This window comes from Sphingobacterium corticibacterium (assembly GCF_004208525.1).
GTDB classification, from domain to species: domain Bacteria; phylum Bacteroidota; class Bacteroidia; order Sphingobacteriales; family Sphingobacteriaceae; genus Sphingobacterium; species Sphingobacterium corticibacterium.
In genome coordinates, this window is the sequence record NZ_SGIT01000001.1 from 755,110 (window position 1) to 778,956 (window position 23,847).

Genomic DNA, 23,847 nt, shown 5'->3' on the forward strand with positions numbered 1-23,847 from the left:
TCATGTCTTTAAAAAACAATAGATACTTTCTTCTGGCAAGTGCCCAGCTTTTTCCTTTAACTTTTTTAGAACCCATAGAGATCGCGGTAGAGGATCAGGCATTGGTTGCAGCTAGAGAAGCGTTCTTATCCTATAAAAGTGGGCAACTGAAAATCGCACTTGAACAATATACAAAAGCCATTCAACGATTTTCCGACCAACCCTTTTTCTATGCTTGCCGATCAATTCTAAATATGGCTTTGGGTGATGAAGAAGGTGCATTTTATGACTATCAGGTAGCCAAAGGGTTAGATTTTAATTATCAAGCTTTTTTGGAGTGGGTAGAAAATAGACCCTCGGAAGAGAGACCTTTAGAAAGGAATACCGAGCTGAAGCAGTTATTGTCTGATGCGTTGGAAACAACACAGCAATTTGATTACGAGCATACGCTAAAATTGTATGCATACGCCCATGGAAAATATCCGGAGGACGTGGATGTGCTCGTATATCGGGGCGCTTTACATATACGGTTATTGAGATATGATAGGGCCTTGACTGATTTGAATCAGGCAATAACCATGAATCCGACACATTTTCAAGCATATCTGTTTCGGGCTAAATTATTTAAAGCTATCCAAGAACACGAAAAAGCGAAAGAAGATTTTGATAAAGCCATAGAGATTCAGCCAGAAGCTGGCGTCATTTACGAAGAAAGAGGAGGCTTTTTAGTTGATTTAAAATACTACGAAGAGGCTTTGTTGGATTTTAATAAATTAGTAAGTTTGCTTCCCGAAGATTTTTATGTGTATGCATTGCGCGCAGATCTTTTTGAGAAAATGGAAAATTGGGAAGCTGCGCTGCACGATTACTCAAAAGCAATAGCGCTAAATCCTTATTATTCCGATCTATATGCTTATCGCGCCGACATGAAGGATCGACTAGGCGATACAATGGGTGCGGCCGAAGACCGCCGTATGTTTGAAGAATTGGAAAAGGAGGATTAACGCATGTTTTATTCCTATTTTAACGTTTGATTGAAAAAATCAACCGTTCTTTTCCAAGCTAGATCTGCGGCTTCTTTATCGTACCGTGGCGTAGTATCGTTGTGGAATCCATGGTGCGTACCTGGGTAAGAATATGCTGTATATTCTTTTTTATCGGCCTGGAGAGCTTTTTCATAAGCGGGCCAGCCCTTATTTACATTCTCGTCTGATTCCGCAAATTGTAACAAAAGAGGAGAATTTATGTTTGGAACTTCTTCCAAAGGGGCTTGACCACCGTAAAAAGGTACCGCTGCCGATAATTCTGATATACGTACGGCCATCATATTAGAAATCCAACCGCCAAAACAGAAACCTACAACACCAACTTTACCATTGCATAGCGGATATTTTTTTAGATAATCAAAAGCAGCAATAAAGTCTTCCAGCATTTCATCGCGATTGCGTTTTTGTTGTAATACACGGCCATCATCATCGTTTCCGGGGTATCCGCCTAATGGTGACAACGCATCAGGAGCCAAGCTAACGAAACCGGCTAAAGCTGCACGACGTGCAACATCTTCTATATGTGGATTTAACCCTCTGTTTTCATGGACAACCACAATACCTCCGAGTTTTCCCGTAGTGCTTTGAGGCATGGATAGTAATCCTTTGATAGCTCCGCCTCCTTTGGGTGATTGATAGGTTATATATTGCGATTCTAATCGCGGGTCATTGGCTTTTATCTGAGCCGTATTTTTATAATCGGGTGTTAAAAAACTCATTAAAGAAGATACAGTCAATCCGCCTACCGCATATAAGGACAGCCTTTGCATAAACTCGCGTCGGTTGAGGCGATTGTGTGCATAGTCATTGTAAAGTTCAAATACCTTAGGATCAAGTTCTTCTTTTTTTATGGTTTTCATATCATGGAGGTTTTTAGGATACATTCCTATTATAACTAAACGATGGTTACTTATATTTTGTTTTGTTTGTAATACAAAAAGCTATCTTTGTCTCGCGAAATAAGATCTCATAAATTTATGCAGACAAAAATCAGTCTACCTTTTACAGGATACGAAAAATTTGTAATCTTCATCTTAGCTATCAGTCAGTTTACGGTTATCTTGGATTTCATGGTGATGTCGCCTTTGGGCGACCTGCTTATCAAATCTATGGATATGCATGCCTCATCGTTTGGTATCGTGGTATCCGCGTATGCTTTCAGTGCAGGTGTTTCCGGACTTTTAACGGCTGGTTTTGCAGACAAGTATGATCGGAAGAAACTATTATTGTTTTTTTATACAGGCTTTATTATCGGTACGATCTGTTGTGGGATTGCCCATACATTTTACACGTTAGTAGCGGCAAGAATTATAACCGGCCTGTTCGGTGGGGTTATTGGCTCTATTTCCATGGCCATTATCACAGATCTGTTTGCATTGGAAAAAAGGGGACGGGTAATGGGTTTTGTTCAGATGGGATTTGGTGCCAGCCAGGTTTTAGGCATTCCAATCGGACTATATATAGCAAATAAAATGGGTTGGGAAGCGCCATTCTTATTTATAGCCGGATTGGCCGTACTCATTGCGATTGTTATCGTCTTGCGATTAAAACCAGTGGATGCTCATTTAGGGATGGAAGTACAGAAAAAAGCTATTAGTCATTTAGTACAAACGCTAAAGAAAAAACCGTATCGTATCGGCTTTTTAACAACCGCGGTGTTGTCTGTCGGTGGTTTTATGATGATGCCATACGGAACAGTGTTTGCCGTAAATAATCTGGGAATAAGCAACGAACAATTACCTTTTTTATTTATGGCATCGGGTGTAAGTTCGCTTCTTATTATGCCATTTATTGGCAAAATGAGCGATAGGGTGAATAAATATAAATTATTTGCCATTGCGACGATTTGGTTGATGATTGTTTGTGTTATTTATACGAACCTTTCTACAACTCCTTTTATGTGGGTATTGGTTATTAATATCTGCATGATGATGGGAATTATGAGCCGAATGGTGCCATCGTCGGCGCTGATATCAGCCGTTCCAGATATGCAAGATCGTGGTGCATTTATGAGTATCAATGCATCGCTACAGCAAATAGCTGGAGGAATTGCAGCAACAATTGCGGGGCTTATCGTCTTTCAGCAAAATAAATTCAGTCCATTAGAACATTACGATATTGTCGGTTATACGGTTGTTGCCGTATCATTGGTTTCCATATTGCTCATGTATAGCGTAGATAAACTTGTTAAAACTAAGATGAGAAACATACCCTCATCTGTTTTAGATGAAGCAACGGGGTCATCGACTCAGGAACAGGCTTAAAACAACGTGTTTTCTTTGTTTGGTATACGGAGGTTTGAACCTATTTCCTTGTTGAGGTGTTCAATGAAATGTGTTGCTAGCAAAGGTGATTCCAACTCTATGTTTTGATGTATAAAAAAATATAATTGTTGCAAACCAGCTTCTTTCCATTTCTTGATGACCTTTACCCATTCAACCAACCGCTCATAGTCTGATGGATGATTAGCACCAACATAGCGTATAAACGCCGTCGGAGTGGTTAAACGCATATGCACCATATCACGGCGCCCGGCGGTATCGACGAGTACGTTGGTCGTATGCGTATCTTCGAATAACTTGTATAAGTTCTCACTGATATTTTTGTCTGAGAACCACTCTTGATTACGAACTTCTACAGCCAATGGATAACCTTTCGGAAAGCTATGTAAGAATTTTTCCAGTCTGTCAAAATCCTTTGGTTTATAATTATCGTGCATCTGTAAGAATGCCATACCCAGTTTCTCTTCAAATAATACAGTGGCATCTACGAAATCCTTTATTTTTTCATCGGTGTTGAGGAGTCTGGAATAATGACTAACCGATTGTGGGATTTTGGGGAAGAACTTAAAATCATCAGGTGTTTTGTCTTTCCAGGTTTTCACCTGTTCTTTGGAAGGAGAATTGTAAAATGTTGCATTTAACTCAATGGAATTAAACTGTCTGGAATAGTATACCAATTCATCTTTAGTCCCCCGAGGGTAGAACCCCTTTAAATCTGCTTTGTTCCATTTTGCACAGCCTACACTTATTTCTAGTGGTTTCTTTTGTGGATGTGCCTCCAGCAACTGGAATGTCTCCGACGGAGTAGGAGGAAGCGAAAAATCAATTTCTTCCGGATTACTTACTTGTCCAAATTTCATACTCGAAGATAAAAAAAAAATAAAAAACGCCCAACAATAGTCGGGCGTTCATTTTATAATGAGTTTAGTTTATTATACATTAAATCTAAAGTGCATAATGTCGCCATCTTCAACGATATAGGTCTTTCCTTCTACACTAAGCTTACCTGCCTCTTTAACCGCACTCTCTGAACCATATTGAATGAAATCGTCATATTTGATAACCTCGGCACGGATGAAGCCTTTTTCGAAATCCGTGTGGATAACCCCCGCAGCCTGAGGTGCCGTAAAACCTTTCTCGATCGTCCAGGCGCGTACTTCTTGAACACCAGCGGTAAAATAAGTAGCAAGATCCAATAGAGAATAAGCTGCCCGAATTAATTTATATACGCCAGACTCGTCCAATCCTAGATCGTCTAGGAACATTTTACGCTCTTCATACGATTCAAGTTGGGCAATTTCGGACTCAATTTGTGCGGAGATGACGAGTACTTCTGCATTCTCATCTTTGACAGCTTCTTTCACACGGTCTACATAGGCGTTTCCTGTTGTTACCGAAGCTTCGTCTACGTTGCATACATATAAAACAGGCTTTATCGTCAACAGGGCAAGATCACTGATAAACTCAAAATCCTCCGGTTGGATAGGAGCCGTTCGGGCGGATTTACCAGCTTCGAGGTGTTCTTTGACAACAGACAGGATTTCATATGTTCTCTTTGCGTCTTTATCACCGCCTGTTTTTGCCATTTTTTCTACTTTCTGGACACGTTTTACAACGGTATCCAAATCTTTCAGCTGCAATTCCGTATCAATGATTTCTTTATCGCGAATGGGATCCACAGAACCATCTACGTGTATCACATTACCGTCGTCGAAACAACGCAATACGTGAATAATAGCATTGGTTGTGCGTATATTTCCTAAAAATTGATTTCCTAAGCCTTCGCCTTTTGAGGCTCCCTTTACTAAACCCGCTATATCAACGATTTCAATGGTATTGGGAACGACGCGTTGTGGTTTGACAATTTCTGCCAATTTATTTAATCTATCGTCAGGTACGGTAATAACACCGACATTAGGTTCTATGGTGCAAAAAGGAAAATTTGCCGCCTGTGCTTTTGCATTGGACAGGCAGTTGAATAATGTTGATTTACCTACATTTGGTAAACCTACTATACCACATTGTAAAGCCATGAAAATTTCAATTTTTTGAATCGCACAAAGATAGCGAAAATCAACTATTTTTTGTCTGTTATTTTTGTTTCATTCAACGGATATACGGCATTGTCACGGGACATTATAAATTCTTCCTCATCCAACATGAAATAAATTGTGTATATTAACGCTGGGTGTGGGGAATGGGCATCTCTGGAAGCTACCTAATTTGAAATATATCCTTTTTTAAGTTTAATCAATAAAAATTTTTTAATTTCGAATCAAATTTATAATTGGAAATAGCGTATGGTGAAGGCGATAAAACCCATCCTAAGTTTGGGGGCTGTCATAGGTGCAGCAATATCGTTTGTGGGATGTCAGGGGAGCATGAACACAAAAGCAGCAAGTTCATTAACGGATACGGTAGTGGTTGATAGCTCTTTCGTGATAGACAGCACGTCGGTCGTGAAAGATACGGCCGTACAGAAAGAGAAAGGATATTTAACCGAACGATGGCGAAATCCTGTTCAGGTTCCGGTATTGGATACATTGAACCCTATCAGCAAAGATTCGCTGGCAAGATTTGTAAGACTGGAGCGTCGCCGTGTTCGGGACTCCGTAACGCAAGAATTAGATAAACTTCCTAAACATGTTTATTTTACCTTTGATGATGGTCCCTTGATAGGGAGTTCGGCAATTGATTCTATTTCAAAAGCAAAAAATATTAAAATTAATGCATTTTTAGTCGGTAGGCATGCCAATATGTCGAAACGACTGAAGAAAGATCTTCAGCGGTATAAGGATAACACTTTGGTAGAATGCTATAATCATAGCTATACCCATGCCGGCAATAGATTTAATACCTTTTATAGCAATCCAGTTAGTGCGTATGAAGATTTTGAGAAAAATGAATTGGATTTGGAATTGAAGCATAAAATAGTGCGTTTGCCCGGGCGTAATATCTGGATTTATGATGACATAAGGCGGATAGATCTAAAAAGTGGTGCCAGTACAGCGGATATGTTGTATACGAACGGATACAAGATTTATGGATGGGATGTGGAATGGAGAATTCATAGTGCTTCGGGTAAACCTGTACAATCCGTTGAGGAAATATATACGCGTATTCGGAATTATATGAATAACAAGTCGTCTATGGAGCCGAATAATGTTGTGTTGCTGATGCACGATGATATGTTCCAGAGCAAAAAAGGACAGCAATTGCTGTCCTCGTTGATCGATACTATTCAAACCACAACGGATTATAAGTTTGAATTTATAAGCGATTATCCGTTTCGGTACTAATTGTTTTTATTCTACAACAACCCCCATTTTACTAAACTTATCGATGCGCTCCGCCACAAGGCTATCGGCATCTTTTCGCGTTAGTTCAGTAAGGTCGCTTAATATCTTTGCTTTTAGGTTTTCAGCTGCCAAGGCTGGATCTTGATGTGCGCCACCCATAGGCTCACCAATGATACCGTCAATTAATCCATTTTTCAGCATATCTTCTGCTGTCAGTTTAAGGGATTCTGCTGCTTTTTCTTTCTGATCCCAACTCCTGTAGAGAATAGAAGAACAAGACTCTGGCGAGATAACCGAATACCAGGTGTTTTGCATCATGTAAACACGATCTCCCACGCCAATTCCTAGTGCACCACCAGAAGCACCTTCTCCAATAACAATACAGATAACAGGTACTTTAAGCACAGACATTTCCAAGAGATTGCGAGCGATAGCTTCGCCTTGTCCACGTTCCTCTGCTTCCAGGCCAGGATAAGCCCCCATGGTATCGATTAATGTTACTACCGGTTTATTAAATTTCTCTGCCATCTTCATCAATCGAAGTGCTTTTCGATATCCTTCAGGGTTGGCCATTCCAAAATTTCGGTATTGACGTTCTTTAGTGTTTTTTCCTTTTTGGTGTCCAATTACCATCACGGATTGGCCGTTAATAGAAGCAAATCCACCAACAATAGCTTTGTCGTCCCGTACCGTACGGTCGCCATGGAGTTCGATAAATTCATCGCAGATCATCTCAATGTAATCGAAAGTCTGCGGACGGTCTGGATGACGGGACATCTGAACCTTTTGCCAGCCGGTCAGGTTGGCATAAATATCTTGTTTGGTGTGTTCGAGCTTTTCCGCTAGTTCATTAACAGTAGCACTCATATCTACCTTGGTCTTTTCCTGCACTTGTAAGACCTTTTCTATTTGGGTTTGCAAGTCTGCAATAGGCTTTTCAAAATCAAATGTTGTTTGCATAATTATATGTGTCTAGCGCATTTCAGCTCGCTAAGTTAGCTTATTTTATGCTTTTTCAGAAATAAGAACGAAAAAAGCTATACTTCCTAATAAACCAGCACTCTTTTTGCCGAGACACAATTGTATTGGAATATCAGTGGAAAAGTGATAATTTAGGACATTTTATGATCATGACAGAAGAAAAGAAAGATACCAATCCCATACCATTTTTAGTGAAGCTGGTTTTATGGATTTTATTATACGCCTCGTTTTGGTATTCCGGCGATTTTTATGAGCAACATCCTCGGCTGAATAAAGTGTCCGATGGACTTAATCTGTTTTTGACAGCCAGCATATTGTTTTCTATAGGTCGGTATATCATTATAACCATATATAATAAGAGGCATGAAAAGCGCATAGTACGTGGTAATTTCGTGTTGGGTATTAATCGGCTTACGGTAGTACTCAACACATCTGTAGCGTTGATCAGTTTTATGATTGCTTTTGGTATAGACCCGCGAGAGTTTGTTACTAGCTTAACCATTGTGGCAATGGCAATAGCGGTTACATTTCGGGAATATATTACCAACTTGATATCGGGATTGTTTATTATGTTTTCGGATCAGCTGTCGGTAGGCGATAGGGTAAAGGTTGGCGAACATAAAGGGCGTATTGTCGATATCAATTTTTCTAGTCTGATTATACAAAATGAAGATGACGATATGGTCATGGTACCTAACAACATGGTTTTTACGTCTCCGATAATCAACTTGTCTGCACATCGCTCGACGCTTTTTTTGGTGAAATTTGAATTGCCGCTACAGGCTGCAGTGGAAGTGGATAAGTTGGAAAAAAGCATACAAGCGCTTCTGGCAAATCATCCTTATCTAACCGGAGAAGATGATTTACAGCTTAAAGTCGTTGAAATAGGGAAAGATTATGCTAAATACAAGATGGAAATGCATGCAAAAAGCAGTAGTAACAAAGTACATAAACAAGTAGAAAATGAAGTGTTTAAAGAGGTTCTGAAGTTTAAGAAGGATTATGATGTAGAGACTTAAGCTATATTTTACGAACCTTTATTTGTTTAACAAAATGATGAGATCCTTTTTCCAGAATTAAATCCGCGCGGTAGCGGGTAGGTAATATGTTCTTATGCAGGTTTGGGAGGTTAATGGTATTCCAGATAGTTGTAGCCATGGCAATACTTTCTTCTTTATCTAGATTGGCATAACGATGAAAATAGGAGGCCGGATTTTGGAAAGATGTTGCACGTAAAGATTCAAATCTATTAATATACCAATTTATTAAATCCTTCTCATCGGCATCGACATAAATAGAATAATCAAAATAATCTGAAACGAAAACGCTGTTTCCAGTAGATGAGTTAACCTGCAATACATTTATCCCTTCCACAATAAGTATATCCGGTTGTGCTATGATTTGGCTTTCGTGCGGAATGACATCGTATTCCAAATGTGAATAAACAGGTACTTCAAACTGGGGAAGCCCAGATTTCATCGATGCAAGAAAACTCAGTAATAGTTTGGTGTCGTAACTCTCTGGAAAGCCTTTACGTATATTCCGTTCTGCTAAAATTTTGTTAGGGTACAGAAAACCGTCTGTTGTTACCAGCTCCACTTTGGGTTTGGTTGGAAGCATGGAGAGCACTTTCTGCAGCACACGTGCGGTTGTACTTTTTCCTGCAGCTACAGATCCAGCTATCCCTATGATAAAAGGAAGGCTATTCGTAGCCTTGTTTAGAAAATTATTTACAGCAGCATGCTGGTCTTTTGTACGCTTAATCAAAATACCCAACAAGTGTGCTAACGGGAAATATATTTCTTCAATTTCGGTAACAGTGAGGGGTTCATTTAAAGCCCGTAAATTTTTCACATCCTCCCCCGCAAGGTGATGTGAAAAATGGCCGTTTAAATTTTTCCATTCCGTCCTGTCAAATAACTGAAATGGTGTATCAACCTCGCTGTTGTTAGTTGAAGACATTTATTTAAATTTTGAATGTCGGCAAACATAGATAAAATGCTTCGCATTCACGAATACATTATAAAAAATTATATTAAATTGCTTTGTATGACAATAGGATTACTTAATATTTTATGTATCGGACATTTGTCGGCAATTTTCAACAGGCGCTGTCTTTGCGTTTCATCGAGATTGCCATCCAGACGGATATGACACTTGATAAAATTAGTTTCCTGTAACTCACCCTTCTGTTTACTGACGGATAAGGAAATTTCGATAGCATCTACATCCCATTTTTTTCGATCGGCATACATACGCATCGTAATCGCTTTACAGCTACCGAGGGATGATAACAGGAGTTCCGCTGGTGCCGGTCCTAAATCCTGACCGCCCAAGTCTTTTGGTTCATCGGCAATAAGCACGTGGGGCTGTATATGAATTTCTGTTTTGTATGGATCTTTTCCAATTTTTGTAATAACGCTTTTAGTCATATGTCCCCGCTGATTGTTTAGGTAAATAATCCTTCAATAATTAGGCTTCCGGTTGCTGGATTTGTAGCTAATGGTACATTATATAAATCAGATATCCGCATCAACATTTGAATATCAGGTTCATGAACGTGTTTACCTAATGGATCCCGGAAGAATATGATTCCGTCGACTTTACCTTCCGCCGTTAGTGCAGCGATCTGTGCATCACCTCCTTTAGGACCACTTAGTTTGAGCTCCACTTCTAACCCCGTTTTTGCTATGTAGGATCCAGTAGTACCTGTCGCAATGATGTGCGCTTCCTGAAGAAATTCAATATGGTCTTTTACAAATGCCACCATGTCTGCTTTCTTTCCGTCGTGTGCAATTAATGCAATTGTTTTCTTCATCTATTTAAATTTTGTTTTAGTGTTTTCTTTAGCACTTTAAGATAGTTAAAAATATTGGGCTATCCAAAGAAAATATAAGCTACAATAATAGCGGCGATAATACCAACAAGTTCCGCTAAAAGCGCACAAGGTAATGCATGTCGTGTCTTTTTGATCGCTACCGATCCAAAATAAACAGCCAACACGTAAAATGTAGTTTCGGTAGAACCCTGTATTACACACGCCACACGGGCAGCAAAATCATCAGCACCTTTTGTTGCCATCAGCTCTACCATCAGTCCCCGCGCACCCGAACCACTCAATGGTTTCATGAATGCGACGGGCAATGCTTCTACAAAAGAAGTGTCTATTCCTACTAATGCGATGAGCGAAGAGATGCCCTGTACCAAATAATCCATCGTGCCAGAAGCTCGAAACACCGCTATACCCACTAAAATGGCTACCAGATAGGGGATAATTTTCACGGCCACTTCGAATCCCTCTTTTGCGCCTTCGATAAAGGCATCATATACGTTGATACGTTTAAATAAAGCTAGGGCAATGAATGAAACAAAGATGCTAAATAAAACGAGATTACCGAATACGCGGGATATCACATCAATTTCCGCAGGTGCTAATGTGCTGAAATAATATAATGCACTGCCTACCAAAACAAGCAATCCACCCAAATAGAGGATAATCGTTTTATGAAAGAGGTTAATTTTTTGGTAAATGGCAACCATAACAAGTGCGGCTAGTGTCGAAAAGAAAGTCGCAATAAGAATAGGTAAAAAGATGTCGGAGGGTTGTGCAGCGCCGGCTTCTTGTCTATAGGCCATAATAGAAATAGGTAGCAACGTTAGACTTGATGCATTTAATACAATAAACATAATCTGCGCGTTGCTGGCGGTATCTTTCTGGGGATTAAGTTCCTGTAGTTCCTTCATTGCTTTTAATCCTAATGGCGTAGCGGCATTGTCCAGACCTAAAGCATTGGCCGAAAAATTCATCAGTATGGAACCCAATGCGGGATGGTTTTTAGGGATTTCGGGAAAAAGCCGGTTAAAAAAAGGCCCGACGGCTTTAGCAAAGATATTAATCATACCTCCTTTTTCTCCTATTTTCATAATCCCTAGTGCAAACGTCATCATACCGATTAAACCGAGAGATATGGTGGCACCATTAGCTGCGCTTTCAAAGAGAGAATTCACAATATTTTGGAAAACCTCGGTATCGCCGCCAATAAGCTTAACGATAGCAACTAGAAATGTTATTAAGAAAAAAGAGACCCAAATGTAATTTAGTGCCATACGTGTTTTTTTGCTGCGTAAACCTAAATAAAATGCTTCGCATTCACGAATTCCTTAAAATAAAAATTATTTTGAGTAATTCATTTTTATATGCAATTTAATTACGCATAATATAAAATGAATTATTCATCATCGTATGTTTTCAAATGCATTCATGAGCACTACGTGGTTTATTCCGCTCTCCTCTGCCATCAAGGGCCATTTTATAGAGGAAATTTAGGACTTAATTTTTTAAAAAATTCCATACGGATCGATCCGAGTTATTTTTTTTGTCCTGTATGATTTCAGCGACTATTTGATTCATCCGTTCTTCATGTTCACTGATTAATTTATCCCCTAACGAGATCAGTTTTTGGATATTAGACGGAGAAGCAGAATCCATGGATGGGTTGATAGAGGAGAGACTACTAGGTTCTATACGGATATAATTACTCGATTTGTTAACAGACCGGAACAATTGTTTTAAGTAATAGTCTGTACTTTCCGCAGAGCTACTGCTCATGATATCGACTAATGCAGGTCCGATGGAGATAGCCCACTTCTTTTTGAAATCTTCGTAATTATACGATATTTTTGACAACCCGGTTCCCAAAGAAAGAATCCAAATATCATTTATTTTATACGTATTATAGCTTTTAATGACCTCTAAAAGAGCGGATAGGGAAGGGTTGTGGGCAAAGACACCGCCATCAACTAAGGGATAGCGCGTTTCAGCGAGAGAAAATATCTCTGCCACCGAGAAATACGTAGGCGCAGCGGACGTCGCACGACAGGCATCTCGTATGTAAAAGTCGCGCGAGTCACCATGCGATATGGCCTTTTGTTGTCGGAAAAGATGATTTTTACGTAATTCAATATTATATGCAGTGATAATGCAAGGCTTGAGCAGTTCACTAAGCCTTTTATCTCCAAAATAACTTTTCAAAACATTTTCCAATATCGTCTCATCGTAAAGTTCGCTTAACAAACCGAATTTGCTCAGAAAACGACGCCAAGTTGAAGCAGAAAATATTTCTGTACCGTGGTCTACATAAATATCCAGTGCATCCTTCGCGGTATACTTTTGTTTTTTCGGATCGCTATCATCCGGGCATAATAATATAGATAAAAGGATTCCGCCGGTGCTTGTACCTGCAAAAAAATCAAAATAGTCGGTTAAATGCGCTTTGGGATTATTAGTTGCCTGTTGTATTTTTTCTTCTAACGCTACCAAAAACATTCCTGGAATGATACCTCGGATACCGCCGCCGTCTATTGAAAGTATTCTCTTCATACGCTCATTCGGTTTATCTTTTAAATCTAGGTAAAAAAGGTCAAACCGGCGAATTTTTTATATCTTGCCCTATTAAATATAAATCAAGAAACGAGTGCTGAAGCAACAAATGGCTATAAAATTTCGGTTAGAAAAACTAATTCCTGCTGATTTTCCGATATATTTCGATTTGGTTGGTAATGAAGATGTAATGGCGATGATTACAGAGCGGGCTATTCCGCTAGAAGAAGCAAAATCGGATTACGAGAAGCGGATGTTGGAAAATCAGTTTCATAGTGATTTTGGACATTTTAAAATCATGGAGGAAAAATCCGATAATTTTATAGGGGTTGGAAAATTGGAAATAGAGGCACCCGATAGTAATAAGGCCGAGTTGGGATATATGCTTCTACCTAAATATTGGGGAAAGGGGATTGCAAGTGAGGTTGCCTATCAGCTAATCGGAGCAGCGAGGAAACATGTCTTTATTAAAAAGTTGTTTGCCATCATAGACCCCAAAAATATCCCATCTAGAAAAATCCTAGTTAACAATGGTTTTGTTTCTAAGGAATTTACGGATTTTGATGGTTTACCGGGAGAGGTTTTGGAATTGGTAATTCCGCGAAATTAAACGAACTATTATTTTTTGTTCAGATACTCTATCTTGTAATCACCGATATGATTGTTGCTCTCCGCAATTTTCTTTTTGTGGGTAAAGTAGTTAAATAATCCGATAGCAATCAAGATGGCCGAAATGCCGATAAATATATTTTCAATAATTCGTCCGTATTCTACCGTAGTCAAATTATTTATACTTATGCCCGCAACCAAAAAATACATGGACGTGCGTATAAAAGCCAATAAAGTGGATTGATTGGCTAGAATTGTTCTTTGCAAAGCTAATTTTTCCCGTAAAATCAAATCCTTATTCATCTTATCTGCTGTAACTTCCTTCGGATCGAACCCTGCAGATTCTCATCCCTAAACGCTATAAAAGTAAAAGTCCATCTTTTGGATGAACTTTTACCTTGCGGAGAGAGCGGGATTCGAACCCGCGGTACCGTTTCCAGTACGACAGTTTAGCAAACTGTTCCTTTCGGCCACTCAGGCACCTCTCCTTTATTTGAGTAGTGCAAACATAACGCAAATATTTCAATCCACAAAGCTTTAAACCCGTTTTTTTACTAAAAACGAATAAACATCTGACACTCAATTTAATTTTTTGTATTAGGCGTTGCAAGAGCAGTTTTCTTGTTGACATCATAGTCAATCCGTACGTGATAAATGCTCTTTAGCATCGATTTAAAAATATCCGAAACTTCGGTAATATCACGCATCGTAATATCAGAATTAATAAACTGCCGTTGAGCAATTTTGTAATCCACAATCTTATCTACCAAGTTATTGATAGACTCCTCGGTAGGCTCTTTCAACGCTCTTGAAGCAGCTTCTACCGAATCTGCAATCATGAGTACGGCAGTCTCTTTAGAAAAAGGTACCGGGCCTGGATATTTGAAGATGCTTTCGTCTACCAATTTGTCTGGATTGTTCTTGAGGGCCATATTATAGAAATAATCGACTTTCGTTGTGCCGTGGTGTGTGCGTATAAAATCAATAATAACATCTGGCAGTTGGTTTTTCTTCGCCATTTCAATGCCTTTATGCACGTGCGATATAATAATTTGAGCAGATTGTTCCGGTGTAAGCTCTGCGTGGGGGTTGATGTCTGTTTTTTGGTTTTCGATGAAAAACAAAGGATTCGACATTTTCCCGATATCGTGATATAATGCTCCTGCACGAATTAACAACGGATTTCCACCAATTTTATAGATAGCTGCTTCTGCAAGATTAGCAACCTGTAAGGAATGCTGAAAAGTTCCAGGCGCTTTTAAGGAAAGTTCCCGTAACAAACGGGAATTACTATTGGTCAATTCCATTAACGTCAGATCGGAGACGATGCCAAATAAGCGCTCGAATGCATATATTAATGGATAGGCGAGGAGCGTTAATCCGACGCTAACAACGAAAGGTATAATGTCTGTCCAGTAAATAGTGCTTATAGATCCGTTACGTGTTAACACTAAACCCACATAAGCGATGATATAAGTCCCTAGAATGATAAGCGATGATACTAAAAACTGTTCCCGTTTGACGAGTGTTCTGATGCTGTAAATAGCCACCATACCGGTCATAAACTGTAAAAACACGAACTCAAAGCTATTTGGTACAAATAGGGCGGCTAGCAATACCATGAGCAAATGGATGTTCAGGGCTACACGTGTGTCGAACAACACCCTAAAGATAATTGGAACACTACAGTAGGGGATGTAATAAAGGTTAGGGATTTTCATGTTGATGGCCCATGAGAGCACACCAAGCATGGATATAATGACGATTAAAATAATAAATAGCAACCTGTTACTATCAAATATAGTTGATCGGAAAAAATACAAGAAGACCATTAAAAGGGATACACACATGGAGATGACGACAAAGTGGCCAAGCATAACGTATCCCTGATTACCGCTAATGCGCGCTTCATCCTCAAAAACCTTACGTAAAGAAGTCAATTTCTGGTAAGTTTCATTACTGATGATTTTATCTTTTTCTGCGATAAGTTCTCCTTTTTGTACCATTCCACGGGTAGTAGAAATATTAGCCAACGCATTCTGTTCCGCTTTGTTTGTTAGATTTTCATGAAAAATGTAATTAATCGTAACGTAGTTTTTGAGCGTCTCTGCCAGCCAGCTCTTCTGATCTATTTTGTTATTTCTGGAAAGGTTGCTTTCGATATACTGGTTAGCCGATTCGATGGTGAAAATATCTGCCGTATTTTTCTGTTGGGCAACATTATCTTGAAGTAGTGTGAAATTATACTGGCTTTGGGCTTGGTCCACCTGTTCCGCGTTCAGCCCCTTGTTTTGATAACGGTTATTCAACGAGATAATACCTCTATTGTAAACGTAACTAAGAAGGGCATTTCCGACAGACTGGTATGTTTCTTTATCTTGATTAGATATGGAATCCATATTTGCTATTTGCCATTTCTCCGCAATATCCGTATTAAATTGATCAATTTGTTCTTTGCTGACACTACTGTTTAAATTGTATATAGGTTGTACGGTCTTCAAGATCTGCTCTCTATCTTTATTAAGCTCCTCCTGTGTTTTTAAGATGGCAAAATTATAGGGAGATACAAGGTTCTCATGATTCCATACTTTTCCTTTTTCAAATTCGTACCGAAAGCGTGGTTGTTTAGGTAAAAAAATACAAATCAATATGATTGCCAAAATGATCATGGCAGATTTCACTATAAAAGAATTGTTTTGATTCTTGTCGCGAAGATAATTGATCTTGAGTTTAGCCACTTGCTTGTCGTTTTTATGCTATCCAATATAATTTACAACAAATGTACTAAATACTAATTTACTCGCATAATAGCCTTAAACTTCCGTATCTTTGCAAAAAGATATAAAGAACATGCCAATAACAAAACATCTGATAGCCCCCTCTGTTCTGGCCGCTGATTTTGCGAAGCTTTATGATGATATCCAAATGATAAACAATAGTGAGGCGGATTGGTTTCATATTGATATTATGGATGGTGTTTTTGTGCCGAATATCTCTTTTGGCTTTCCGGTTATGCAGGCGATTGCGAAATACGCAACTAAGCCATTAGATGTACACTTGATGATTGTAGACCCAGATCGTTATCTAAAAAACTGTAAGGATTCAGGTGCTTCTATGATTACCGTGCATTACGAAGCCTGTACACACCTTCACCGCACATTGGCAGCTATTAAGGAACTAGGTTGTAAAGCCGGTGTCGCCTTAAATCCCCATACGCCGGTGTCGTTGTTAGCGGATGTCATTCGGGATATCGATTTAGTGTTAGTCATGTCGGTGAACCCTGGATTTGGAGGCCAGAAGTTTATTGAACGTACCTATGATAAGGTGAAAGCTTTAAGAGCTTTAGCCGCAGGCGTGAACGATAGTTTATTAATCGAGATTGATGGGGGAGTAACCCTACAAAATGCTGCATCACTGTTGCAGGCTGGAGCAAATGTATTGGTAGCAGGTTCCTTTGTGTTTAATGCGGCAGATTCTATGGAGACGATTAAAAAATTAAAGGCTGTTGATTATACTTTACGTTCGGTATAGCCATAGATTTTCTTTAATTATAAACTCCAATAATGAGATTGTTTATCAAAGTGATCAGCCTCATTGTTTTTGGTGGCATATATTCAGTTTAGAATAATTCCAAATTAAGCAATCAGGTGCTTATTTTCTCGATAAAGTTTGTTTTTTTTTACTTTTGCGCTGAAAAAAAGAGTGTTGTTTTTCGGTAAATTGTCGCAAGAGCAACTAGTAATAAAAAAAGAAGTAATAACCGTTGACATTTATAATTACAAAACGGTTTTAGCTTGATAATACACCATTATGAGTATATATAACGATTACATTCAGGAAATCGAAGAGAGAAAAGGACAAGGTCTTCATCCTAAACCTATTGATGGAGCGGAATTGTTAAGTGAAATCATTGAACAGATTAAAGACTTGAATAACCCATATAGGAAAGATTCAATTCAGTTTTTCGTGTACAATACCTTGCCTGGAACGACGCCCGCTGCAGGTGTAAAGGCTAAATTTCTCAAGGAAATTATCCTTGGACAGTTTTTTGTCGAAGAAATTACGCCAGCTTTTGCATTTGAGTTGTTGTCGCATATGAAGGGTGGGCCTTCCATCGAAGTATTGCTTGATCTAGCTTTAAGTGAAGATGCTGCAATTGCCAAAGAAGCCGCAAAAGTTTTGAAAACACAAGTATTCCTTTACGATGCGGATACGGATCGTTTAAAATCAGCTTACGAAAGTGGAAATGCTATTGCGAAAGAGATTTTGGAGAGTTATGCAAAAGCGGAATTTTTTACAGAGTTACCTGAAGTGCCTGAAGAAATAAACGTTGTTACTTATATCGCTGCCGAGGGAGATATTTCTACAGATTTATTATCTCCGGGTAATCAGGCGCATTCACGTTCTGACCGTGAGTTGCATGGAAAATGTATGATGTCGCTTCATGCGCAAGTGGAAATCAAAGCCTTACAAGCGAAACATCCGAATGCAAGTGTGATGTTAATTGCCGAAAAAGGGACGATGGGCGTAGGTTCGTCGCGTATGTCGGGAGTCAATAATGTTGCGCTCTGGACGGGTAAACAAGCGAGTCCTTATGTGCCGTTTGTAAATATTGCGCCGATCGTAGCAGGAACAAATGGGATTTCGCCGATTTTTCTAACGACAGTAGATGTGACCGGAGGTATCGGTATTGATTTGAAGAACTGGGTTAAAAAAATCGATGCCAATGGGAGACCCGTGTTGAACGAAAAAGGTGAACCGATTTTAGAACAAGTGTATTCTGTAGCTACCGGTACCGTATTGACCATTAATACGAAAACAAAAAAATTATATAACGGTGATCAGGAGTTGATTGATATTTCCAAATCATTAACTCCTCAGAAAATGGAGTTCATTAAAGCTGGAGGTTCTTATGCTATTGTGTTCGGTAAAAAAATCCAGACATTTGCAGCAAGAATTTTGGAGGTAGAAGCTCCGCAGGTATTTGCAGCTTCTAAGGAAATCACCGTCGAAGGACAAGGATTGACAGCTGTTGAAAAAATATTCAACAAAAATGCTGTTGGTGTAACAGCCGGTAAAATTTTGCATGCTGGTTCAGACGTTCGCGTACAAGTTAACATCGTTGGCTCGCAAGATACAACAGGTTTGATGACGGCCCAGGAATTGGAATCTATGGCAGCTACTGTAATCTCACCTATTGTTGATGGAGCCTACCAATCGGGGTGTCATACAGCTTCGGTTTGGGACAAAAAAGCACAGGCTAACATCCCGAAATTAATGAAGTTTATGAACGATTTCGGGTTGATTACAGCGCGGGATCCGAAAGGTGAATATCATGCGATGACCGATGTTATCCATAAAGTGTTGAACGACATTACCGTCGACGAATGGGCAATCATCATCGGTGGTGACTCCCATACGAGGATGTCTAAAGGGGTAGCTTTTGGGGCTGACTCGGGAACCGTTGCGTTGGCTTTAGCGACAGGTGAGGCTTCTATGCCGATTCCGGAATCCGTAAAAGTAACTTTCAGAGGAGAGATGAAAGATTATATGGATTTCCGCGATGTGGTTCACGCAACACAAGCCCAAATGCTTAAACAATTTGGTGGTGAAAACGTATTCCAAGGAAGGGTTATCGAAGTTCATATCGGAACACTTCCCGCTGACCAAGCCTTTACATTTACCGATTGGACGGCAGAAATGAAAGCGAAAGCATCTATCTGTATTTCGGAAGATGATACCTTGATCGAGTCATTGGAAATTGCGAAACGTAGAATCCAGATCATGATTGATAAGGGAATGGATAACAACAACGCGGTGCTCCAAGGCTTGATTAATAAGGCGAATAAACGTATTGAAGAAGTAAAATCTAGTGAAATACCAGCATTGAAGCCAGATGCAGATGCAAAATATTATGCAGAAGTAGTTATTGATTTGGATATCATCGATGAACCAATGATCGCCGATCCGGATGTCAACAACGAAGATGTTTCCAAGCGCTATACACACGATACGATCCGTGATTTGACTTATTACGGTGGTGATAAAAAAGTAGACCTTGGTTTCGTCGGCTCGTGTATGGTACACAAAGGTGATTTGAAAATTGTCTCCAAAATGCTGCGTAATATAGAAGAACAGCAGGGGGAAGTGAAATTTAATGCGCCGTTGGTTGTGGCTGCTCCGACTTATAATATTATTGATGAGTTGAAAGAAGAAGGAGATTGGGAATTGTTGGAGAAATATTCCGGATTTGAGTTTAACGACGCTGCACCAAAGGGGGCTGCCCGTACAGAATATCAAAATATGATGTATTTGGAACGTCCAGGTTGTAATCTCTGTATGGGTAACCAAGAAAAAGCGGAGAAAGGTGATACGGTAATGGCTACGTCAACCCGTCTTTTCCAAGGTCGTGTAGTCGAAGATTCGGAACGTAAAAAAGGTGAATCTTTGTTGGCTTCAACTCCGGTTGTCGTGTTATCGGCAATTTTGGGAAGAATTCCGACAATTGAAGAATATAAAGCGGCTGTAGTCGATATCGATTTGACTAAATTCACACCGTCAAACAAGCAACTTGTTCATTAGTTGTAGGTAATTTCAATCGTACGGACAGCACCCGAAATCCATATGGATTTCGGGTGCTTTTTTTTGTATGTGAACGCTCGCTTTCCATTCTTGACAATTTGATATTTATTCCATTTTTTCGTATCTTTCGCTAAATCAAATTGTTAATAAACGAATTTATTTAGAGAGAGAATATGGCTTTTGACATTGAAATGATTAAGAAGGTGTATAGCCAATACGACGAGCGCATTGCTGCTGCGCGTCAAGTGGTTAACAAACCTTTAACGCTTGCTGAGAAAATTTTGTATACACATTTATGGGCAGGAAACGCAACCGAAGCTTATGAGCGAGGAGCTTCTTATGTAGATTTTGCACCGGATCGTGTTGCCATGCAAGATGCTACGGCACAAATGGCATTATTACAGTTTATGCAAGCCGGACGCCCTAAAGTAGCGGTACCTTCAACTGTTCACTGTGACCACTTAATTCAAGCAAGGGACGGTGCGGAACAGGACTTGACACGAGCGAAAAACGAAAGCTCAGAAGTATTTAATTTCTTATCTTCTGTATCCAATAAATATGGAATAGGTTTTTGGAAACCGGGAGCAGGTATTATCCACCAAGTGGTGTTGGAGAACTATGCTTTCCCTGGTGGAATGATGATTGGTACGGATTCGCACACGGTGAATGCTGGAGGGTTAGGTATGGTGGCTATTGGTGTTGGTGGAGCTGATGCGTGTGATGTCATGGCTGGTTTGCCATGGGAACTTAAATTCCCTAAACTAATCGGTGTTAAATTAACGGGTAGGTTGTCTGGATGGGTAGCACCAAAAGATGTTATCCTAAAAGTTGCTGGTATCTTAACCGTGAAAGGTGGTACAGGGGCTATCGTAGAGTATTTTGGTGAAGGAGCAGAATCTCTTTCATGTACAGGTAAAGGTACAATCTGTAACATGGGGGCGGAGATTGGAGCAACAACTTCGACTTTCGGTTACGATGCTTCTATGGAACGTTATTTGCGTGCTACAGGTAGGGCTGACGTAGCTGACGCGGCAAATGTTGTAAAACAACATCTAACAGCAGATCCTGAAGTTTACGTTGATCCGGAGCAATATTTTGATCAGTTAATCGAAATCAATTTGTCTGAATTGGAACCGTCGTTGAATGGTCCATTTACACCAGACTTATATACGCCGGTTTCGCGTATGCACGAAGAAGCTGAAAAGAATGGCTGGCCGTTAAAGGTAGAGTGGGGCCTGATTGGTTCGTGTACAAACTCTTCCTACGAGGATTTATCCCGTGCGGCTTCTATTGCTAAGCAGGCTATTGATAAAGGTCTGGTTACAAAAGCGGAATTTGGTATTAACCCGGGTTCGGAACAGGTACGATATACAGCAGACCGTGACGGTTTGCTAAAAACGTTTGAAGATTTAAACGCTACTATCTTTACGAACGCTTGTGGCCCTTGTATCGGTATGTGGGATCGTGCTGGAGCTGATAGACAAGAGAAAAATACCATTGTCCACTCGTTTAACAGAAACTTTGCAAAACGTGCTGACGGTAATCCAAATACGTACGCCTTTGTGACTTCTCCGGAAATGGTGGCCGCGATTGCTATCGCTGGTAATCTAGGGTTTAACCCAGTTACGGACACGTTGACTAACAAAAACGGTGAGCAGGTTAGACTGGATCCGCCAACAGGTGATGAATTGCCGTCAAAAGGTTTTGATGTGGAGGATCCGGGATATCAGGCGCCAGCAGCAGACGGTTCGGCAGTAACAGTGGACGTGTCGCCTACATCTGACCGTCTTCAATTATTAGAACCGTTCTCCGCATGGGAAGGCACAGATCTTATAGGATTGAAACTGTTGATAAAAGCCAAGGGTAAATGTACGACTGATCATATATCGATGGCAGGCCCTTGGTTGAAATACAGAGGGCATTTGGATAATATTTCTAACAATATGCTTATTGGAGCGGTCAATTTCTTTAATGATAAAACAGATTTTGTGAAGAATCAATTGACTGGTGAATATGCGGCAGTGCCAGCTACACAGCGCTCATACAAAGCTGCGGGTGTCGGTTCGATCGTCGTGGGTGATGAAAATTATGGTGAAGGATCTTCTCGTGAACATGCGGCCATGGAGCCTCGTCATCTAGGTGTGCGTGCGGTATTGGTTAAATCTTTTGCCCGTATCCACGAAACGAACTTAAAGAAACAAGGTATGTTGGGCTTAACGTTTGACAATAAGGACGATTACGATAAAATTCAAGAGGACGATACCATCGATATCATCGGCTTAACAGAGTTTGCTCCTGGAAAACCATTGACTATTGTCTTGCATCATGCTGATGGTACGCAAGATAGTATTTTGGTTAACCATACGTACAATGCACAGCAGATTGAATGGTTTAAAGCTGGTGGGGCATTGAATATTATCCGTGCAAATCAAGCGAAATAGATTTAAGTAAGTAAACGAATGCGAAAGCCGCGGCTCTTTAATAGGTCGTGGCTTTTTCTATGATCTTAAATGCGCTTCGTGTACACAACCACAAGCCGGTCATCATATAGTGTCGTGAAATATAAATAATCTTCTCCGCCCTCTTTAATTTTGAATTTCTTTCGGATCTGTTCGACTTTTAAAGGAAAATTTTTAGTGACGATATTGGCTTTCGCTACACCAGTGTTTTTTTTAAATCTAGAAAACGGAACAACTTGTTGTATGCGAAATACACGTCCAGGAAAATCCCCGATGAAATCATCGTGGCTATACAGATGGCTGTGCTGATGTAGTTTTTGAAGATGGAAGGCGGAAGCGACAGATTTAAAAGCGCCCGCTTTCGTAATGGCCACATCAGGGTCATATAGAAAGTTTGTTGGTTCCCCCAATGTTGGTACCGTTTCCTTCTCTTGTATATAATTAAAAGAGAACGTCTGCGATTTGTCTGTCGATAGACGTACGGCATGAATAGTCGGTATGCCTTGAAAAGATTTTTCCTGGACAAACAACAATTCCTTACAATCGTTTTCGATGCTGATGACGTATACTTCTCTAACATGTGGCAGTACATTTAACGCCCCCGAGATATCGAGTAGTGGTGCTAATTTAGTGAGGAGCGTATCCGAATGTTCAAAAAATAAGGATTGATAAGCGAGTATATTGGGTTCGCAATCTTCTAGCCGGAAAACTTTTTGATTTTTTACTCTACGGGATGGATCGGTATAAATATAATCATATCGTTTACGCGATGAAGCTAAGAAAGTGATGCCATCTCCCGTGTGAAATTGTACGTTGTCTATAGCTAATTCAAGAAAATTATGCGCTACGATTTGCGACAGTTGGGGGTTGATTTCACAATGTATTACTTTTTTTGCACGTTGTGCAAAAAAATAGCTGTCCACACCAAACCCTCCCGTCAAATCTAACACCGTACAGTCTGGTGAAAGAAGGGAAACCTTGAACTTTCCAGTCTTGGCAGAGGAACACTGCTCCAGGTTAAGTTTTTCGGGGAAATATAAGGCTTTGTCTTGTTTTAGCCATTCCGGCATTTTACTGCTCACTTTTTGCCAGCCGGTTATCTGTTGTGCAAGTTCTGACGATGAGACGCCCTCAAATGGACTTTTTTTCAACGCAATCCGGCTTGCATCCATGTCAGCATGCTGTCGGATAAACGTCTGAACTTCCGCTGACAAAATGTTTCCGTTCACC

20 protein-coding genes and 1 tRNA gene are annotated in these 23,847 nt (G+C 39.9%); 8 read left to right on the forward strand and 13 right to left on the reverse strand.

All coding sequences use genetic code 11. The annotated features are described in order from the left end of the window. Positions 1 to 2: 2 nt before the first annotated feature. The gene (locus EWE74_RS03110; RefSeq protein ID WP_130140063.1) at positions 3 to 983 is read left to right on the forward strand and encodes a tetratricopeptide repeat protein; all 981 of its coding nucleotides are present in this window, start codon (positions 3 to 5) and stop codon (positions 981 to 983) included. Positions 984 to 997: 14 nt separating this feature from the next. Here EWE74_RS03110 and EWE74_RS03115 read toward each other — a convergent pair whose 3' ends face one another. Then, positions 998 to 1,885: a dienelactone hydrolase family protein gene (locus EWE74_RS03115; protein WP_130140064.1), complete on the reverse strand. Its 888-nt coding sequence runs from the start codon at positions 1,883 to 1,885 to the stop codon at positions 998 to 1,000. A gap of 117 nt (positions 1,886 to 2,002) precedes the next feature. On the opposite strand from EWE74_RS03115, the gene EWE74_RS03120 reads away from it, so the two are divergent. Then, positions 2,003 to 3,289, forward strand: coding sequence for an MFS transporter (locus tag EWE74_RS03120; protein WP_130140065.1), 1,287 nt, complete (start codon positions 2,003 to 2,005; stop codon positions 3,287 to 3,289). On the opposite strand, the gene EWE74_RS03125 is transcribed toward EWE74_RS03120, so the two are convergent. Further along, positions 3,286 to 4,167: a DUF72 domain-containing protein gene (locus EWE74_RS03125; RefSeq protein ID WP_130140066.1), complete on the reverse strand. Its 882-nt coding sequence runs from the start codon at positions 4,165 to 4,167 to the stop codon at positions 3,286 to 3,288. The two genes, EWE74_RS03120 and EWE74_RS03125, sit on opposite strands and share 4 nt — an antisense overlap. A 72-nt stretch (positions 4,168 to 4,239) precedes the next feature. Further along, positions 4,240 to 5,340: a redox-regulated ATPase YchF gene (gene ychF / locus EWE74_RS03130; protein WP_130140067.1), complete on the reverse strand. Its 1,101-nt coding sequence runs from the start codon at positions 5,338 to 5,340 to the stop codon at positions 4,240 to 4,242. Between the two features lie 267 nt (positions 5,341 to 5,607). Here ychF and EWE74_RS03135 point away from each other — a divergent pair, with 267 nt between their 5' ends. Then, positions 5,608 to 6,606, forward strand: a complete 999-nt coding sequence (locus tag EWE74_RS03135; protein WP_239018539.1) for a polysaccharide deacetylase family protein — start codon at positions 5,608 to 5,610, stop codon at positions 6,604 to 6,606. Positions 6,607 to 6,612: 6 nt separating this feature from the next. Here the strand turns inward: EWE74_RS03135 and EWE74_RS03140 are convergent, their stop codons facing one another. After that, complete coding sequence (locus tag EWE74_RS03140) at positions 6,613 to 7,566, reverse strand: acetyl-CoA carboxylase carboxyltransferase subunit alpha (protein WP_130140068.1); 954 nt, start codon at positions 7,564 to 7,566, stop codon at positions 6,613 to 6,615. A gap of 164 nt (positions 7,567 to 7,730) precedes the next feature. Here EWE74_RS03140 and EWE74_RS03145 point away from each other — a divergent pair, with 164 nt between their 5' ends. Beyond that, positions 7,731 to 8,606, forward strand: a complete 876-nt coding sequence (locus EWE74_RS03145) for a mechanosensitive ion channel family protein (RefSeq protein WP_239018540.1) — start codon at positions 7,731 to 7,733, stop codon at positions 8,604 to 8,606. 1 nt (position 8,607) lies between these two features. On the opposite strand, the gene coaA is transcribed toward EWE74_RS03145, so the two are convergent. The 5 genes from coaA to EWE74_RS03170 form a co-directional block, all read right to left on the reverse strand. Further along, on the reverse strand, positions 8,608 to 9,549 hold the full coding sequence (gene coaA / locus EWE74_RS03150) for a type I pantothenate kinase (RefSeq protein ID WP_130140069.1): 942 nt from the start codon (positions 9,547 to 9,549) through the stop codon (positions 8,608 to 8,610). A 68-nt stretch (positions 9,550 to 9,617) separates the two neighbouring features. Further along, positions 9,618 to 10,019, reverse strand: coding sequence for an OsmC family protein (locus tag EWE74_RS03155; RefSeq protein ID WP_130140070.1), 402 nt, complete (start codon positions 10,017 to 10,019; stop codon positions 9,618 to 9,620). A gap of 17 nt (positions 10,020 to 10,036) precedes the next feature. Further along, on the reverse strand, positions 10,037 to 10,405 hold the full coding sequence (locus tag EWE74_RS03160) for a methylglyoxal synthase (protein WP_130140071.1): 369 nt from the start codon (positions 10,403 to 10,405) through the stop codon (positions 10,037 to 10,039). A gap of 59 nt (positions 10,406 to 10,464) precedes the next feature. Continuing rightward, positions 10,465 to 11,694, reverse strand: coding sequence for a nucleoside recognition domain-containing protein (locus tag EWE74_RS03165; RefSeq protein WP_130140072.1), 1,230 nt, complete (start codon positions 11,692 to 11,694; stop codon positions 10,465 to 10,467). A 223-nt stretch (positions 11,695 to 11,917) separates the two neighbouring features. Next, on the reverse strand, positions 11,918 to 12,967 hold the full coding sequence (locus tag EWE74_RS03170; RefSeq protein WP_130140073.1) for a patatin-like phospholipase family protein: 1,050 nt from the start codon (positions 12,965 to 12,967) through the stop codon (positions 11,918 to 11,920). A gap of 94 nt (positions 12,968 to 13,061) precedes the next feature. Here EWE74_RS03170 and EWE74_RS03175 point away from each other — a divergent pair, with 94 nt between their 5' ends. Beyond that, on the forward strand, positions 13,062 to 13,577 hold the full coding sequence (locus EWE74_RS03175) for a GNAT family N-acetyltransferase (protein WP_239018541.1): 516 nt from the start codon (positions 13,062 to 13,064) through the stop codon (positions 13,575 to 13,577). 8 nt (positions 13,578 to 13,585) lie between these two features. Here EWE74_RS03175 and EWE74_RS03180 read toward each other — a convergent pair whose 3' ends face one another. The 3 genes from EWE74_RS03180 to EWE74_RS03190 all read right to left on the reverse strand — a co-directional run bounded on the left by EWE74_RS03180 (position 13,586) and on the right by EWE74_RS03190 (position 16,314). Further along, positions 13,586 to 13,879, reverse strand: a complete 294-nt coding sequence (locus tag EWE74_RS03180; RefSeq protein WP_130140074.1) for a DUF202 domain-containing protein — start codon at positions 13,877 to 13,879, stop codon at positions 13,586 to 13,588. Positions 13,880 to 13,977: 98 nt separating this feature from the next. Continuing rightward, positions 13,978 to 14,064, reverse strand: a tRNA-Ser gene (locus EWE74_RS03185). A 96-nt stretch (positions 14,065 to 14,160) separates the two neighbouring features. After that, positions 14,161 to 16,314 (reverse strand): HD family phosphohydrolase, encoded by a 2,154-nt coding sequence (locus tag EWE74_RS03190; RefSeq protein WP_130140075.1) that lies wholly within the window; start codon positions 16,312 to 16,314, stop codon positions 14,161 to 14,163. A 112-nt stretch (positions 16,315 to 16,426) separates the two neighbouring features. On the opposite strand from EWE74_RS03190, the gene rpe reads away from it, so the two are divergent. The 3 genes from rpe (at position 16,427) to EWE74_RS03205 (ending at position 22,599) form a co-directional block, all read left to right on the forward strand. Beyond that, positions 16,427 to 17,107 (forward strand): ribulose-phosphate 3-epimerase, encoded by a 681-nt coding sequence (gene rpe, locus EWE74_RS03195; RefSeq protein ID WP_130140076.1) that lies wholly within the window; start codon positions 16,427 to 16,429, stop codon positions 17,105 to 17,107. 279 nt (positions 17,108 to 17,386) lie between these two features. Next, a complete protein-coding gene (locus EWE74_RS03200; protein ID WP_130140077.1) occupies positions 17,387 to 20,158 on the forward strand; it encodes a bifunctional aconitate hydratase 2/2-methylisocitrate dehydratase in 2,772 nt (923 codons plus the stop codon). Positions 20,159 to 20,331: 173 nt separating this feature from the next. After that, a complete protein-coding gene (locus EWE74_RS03205; protein ID WP_130140078.1) occupies positions 20,332 to 22,599 on the forward strand; it encodes an aconitate hydratase in 2,268 nt (755 codons plus the stop codon). 65 nt (positions 22,600 to 22,664) lie between these two features. On the opposite strand, the gene EWE74_RS03210 is transcribed toward EWE74_RS03205, so the two are convergent. Further along, positions 22,665 to 23,846: a class I SAM-dependent methyltransferase gene (locus tag EWE74_RS03210; RefSeq protein WP_130140079.1), complete on the reverse strand. Its 1,182-nt coding sequence runs from the start codon at positions 23,844 to 23,846 to the stop codon at positions 22,665 to 22,667. Position 23,847 lies beyond the last annotated feature (1 nt).

What these genes read in the sequence shown, in the direction of transcription:
- EWE74_RS03110 (WP_130140063.1), top strand. Translation starts at nt 3, where the DNA reads ATGTCTTTAAAAAACAATAGATACTTTCTTCTGGCAAGTGCCCAGCTT.
- EWE74_RS03115 (WP_130140064.1), bottom strand. Translation starts at nt 1,885, where the DNA reads ATGAAAACCATAAAAAAAGAAGAACTTGATCCTAAGGTATTTGAACTT.
- EWE74_RS03120 (WP_130140065.1), top strand. Translation starts at nt 2,003, where the DNA reads ATGCAGACAAAAATCAGTCTACCTTTTACAGGATACGAAAAATTTGTA.
- EWE74_RS03125 (WP_130140066.1), bottom strand. Translation starts at nt 4,167, where the DNA reads ATGAAATTTGGACAAGTAAGTAATCCGGAAGAAATTGATTTTTCGCTT.
- ychF (WP_130140067.1), bottom strand. Translation starts at nt 5,340, where the DNA reads ATGGCTTTACAATGTGGTATAGTAGGTTTACCAAATGTAGGTAAATCA.
- EWE74_RS03135 (WP_239018539.1), top strand. Translation starts at nt 5,608, where the DNA reads ATGGTGAAGGCGATAAAACCCATCCTAAGTTTGGGGGCTGTCATAGGT.
- EWE74_RS03140 (WP_130140068.1), bottom strand. Translation starts at nt 7,566, where the DNA reads ATGCAAACAACATTTGATTTTGAAAAGCCTATTGCAGACTTGCAAACC.
- EWE74_RS03145 (WP_239018540.1), top strand. Translation starts at nt 7,731, where the DNA reads ATGATCATGACAGAAGAAAAGAAAGATACCAATCCCATACCATTTTTA.
- coaA (WP_130140069.1), bottom strand. Translation starts at nt 9,549, where the DNA reads ATGTCTTCAACTAACAACAGCGAGGTTGATACACCATTTCAGTTATTT.
- EWE74_RS03155 (WP_130140070.1), bottom strand. Translation starts at nt 10,019, where the DNA reads ATGACTAAAAGCGTTATTACAAAAATTGGAAAAGATCCATACAAAACA.
- EWE74_RS03160 (WP_130140071.1), bottom strand. Translation starts at nt 10,405, where the DNA reads ATGAAGAAAACAATTGCATTAATTGCACACGACGGAAAGAAAGCAGAC.
- EWE74_RS03165 (WP_130140072.1), bottom strand. Translation starts at nt 11,694, where the DNA reads ATGGCACTAAATTACATTTGGGTCTCTTTTTTCTTAATAACATTTCTA.
- EWE74_RS03170 (WP_130140073.1), bottom strand. Translation starts at nt 12,967, where the DNA reads ATGAAGAGAATACTTTCAATAGACGGCGGCGGTATCCGAGGTATCATT.
- EWE74_RS03180 (WP_130140074.1), bottom strand. Translation starts at nt 13,879, where the DNA reads ATGAATAAGGATTTGATTTTACGGGAAAAATTAGCTTTGCAAAGAACA.
- rpe (WP_130140076.1), top strand. Translation starts at nt 16,427, where the DNA reads ATGCCAATAACAAAACATCTGATAGCCCCCTCTGTTCTGGCCGCTGAT.
- EWE74_RS03200 (WP_130140077.1), top strand. Translation starts at nt 17,387, where the DNA reads ATGAGTATATATAACGATTACATTCAGGAAATCGAAGAGAGAAAAGGA.
- EWE74_RS03205 (WP_130140078.1), top strand. Translation starts at nt 20,332, where the DNA reads ATGGCTTTTGACATTGAAATGATTAAGAAGGTGTATAGCCAATACGAC.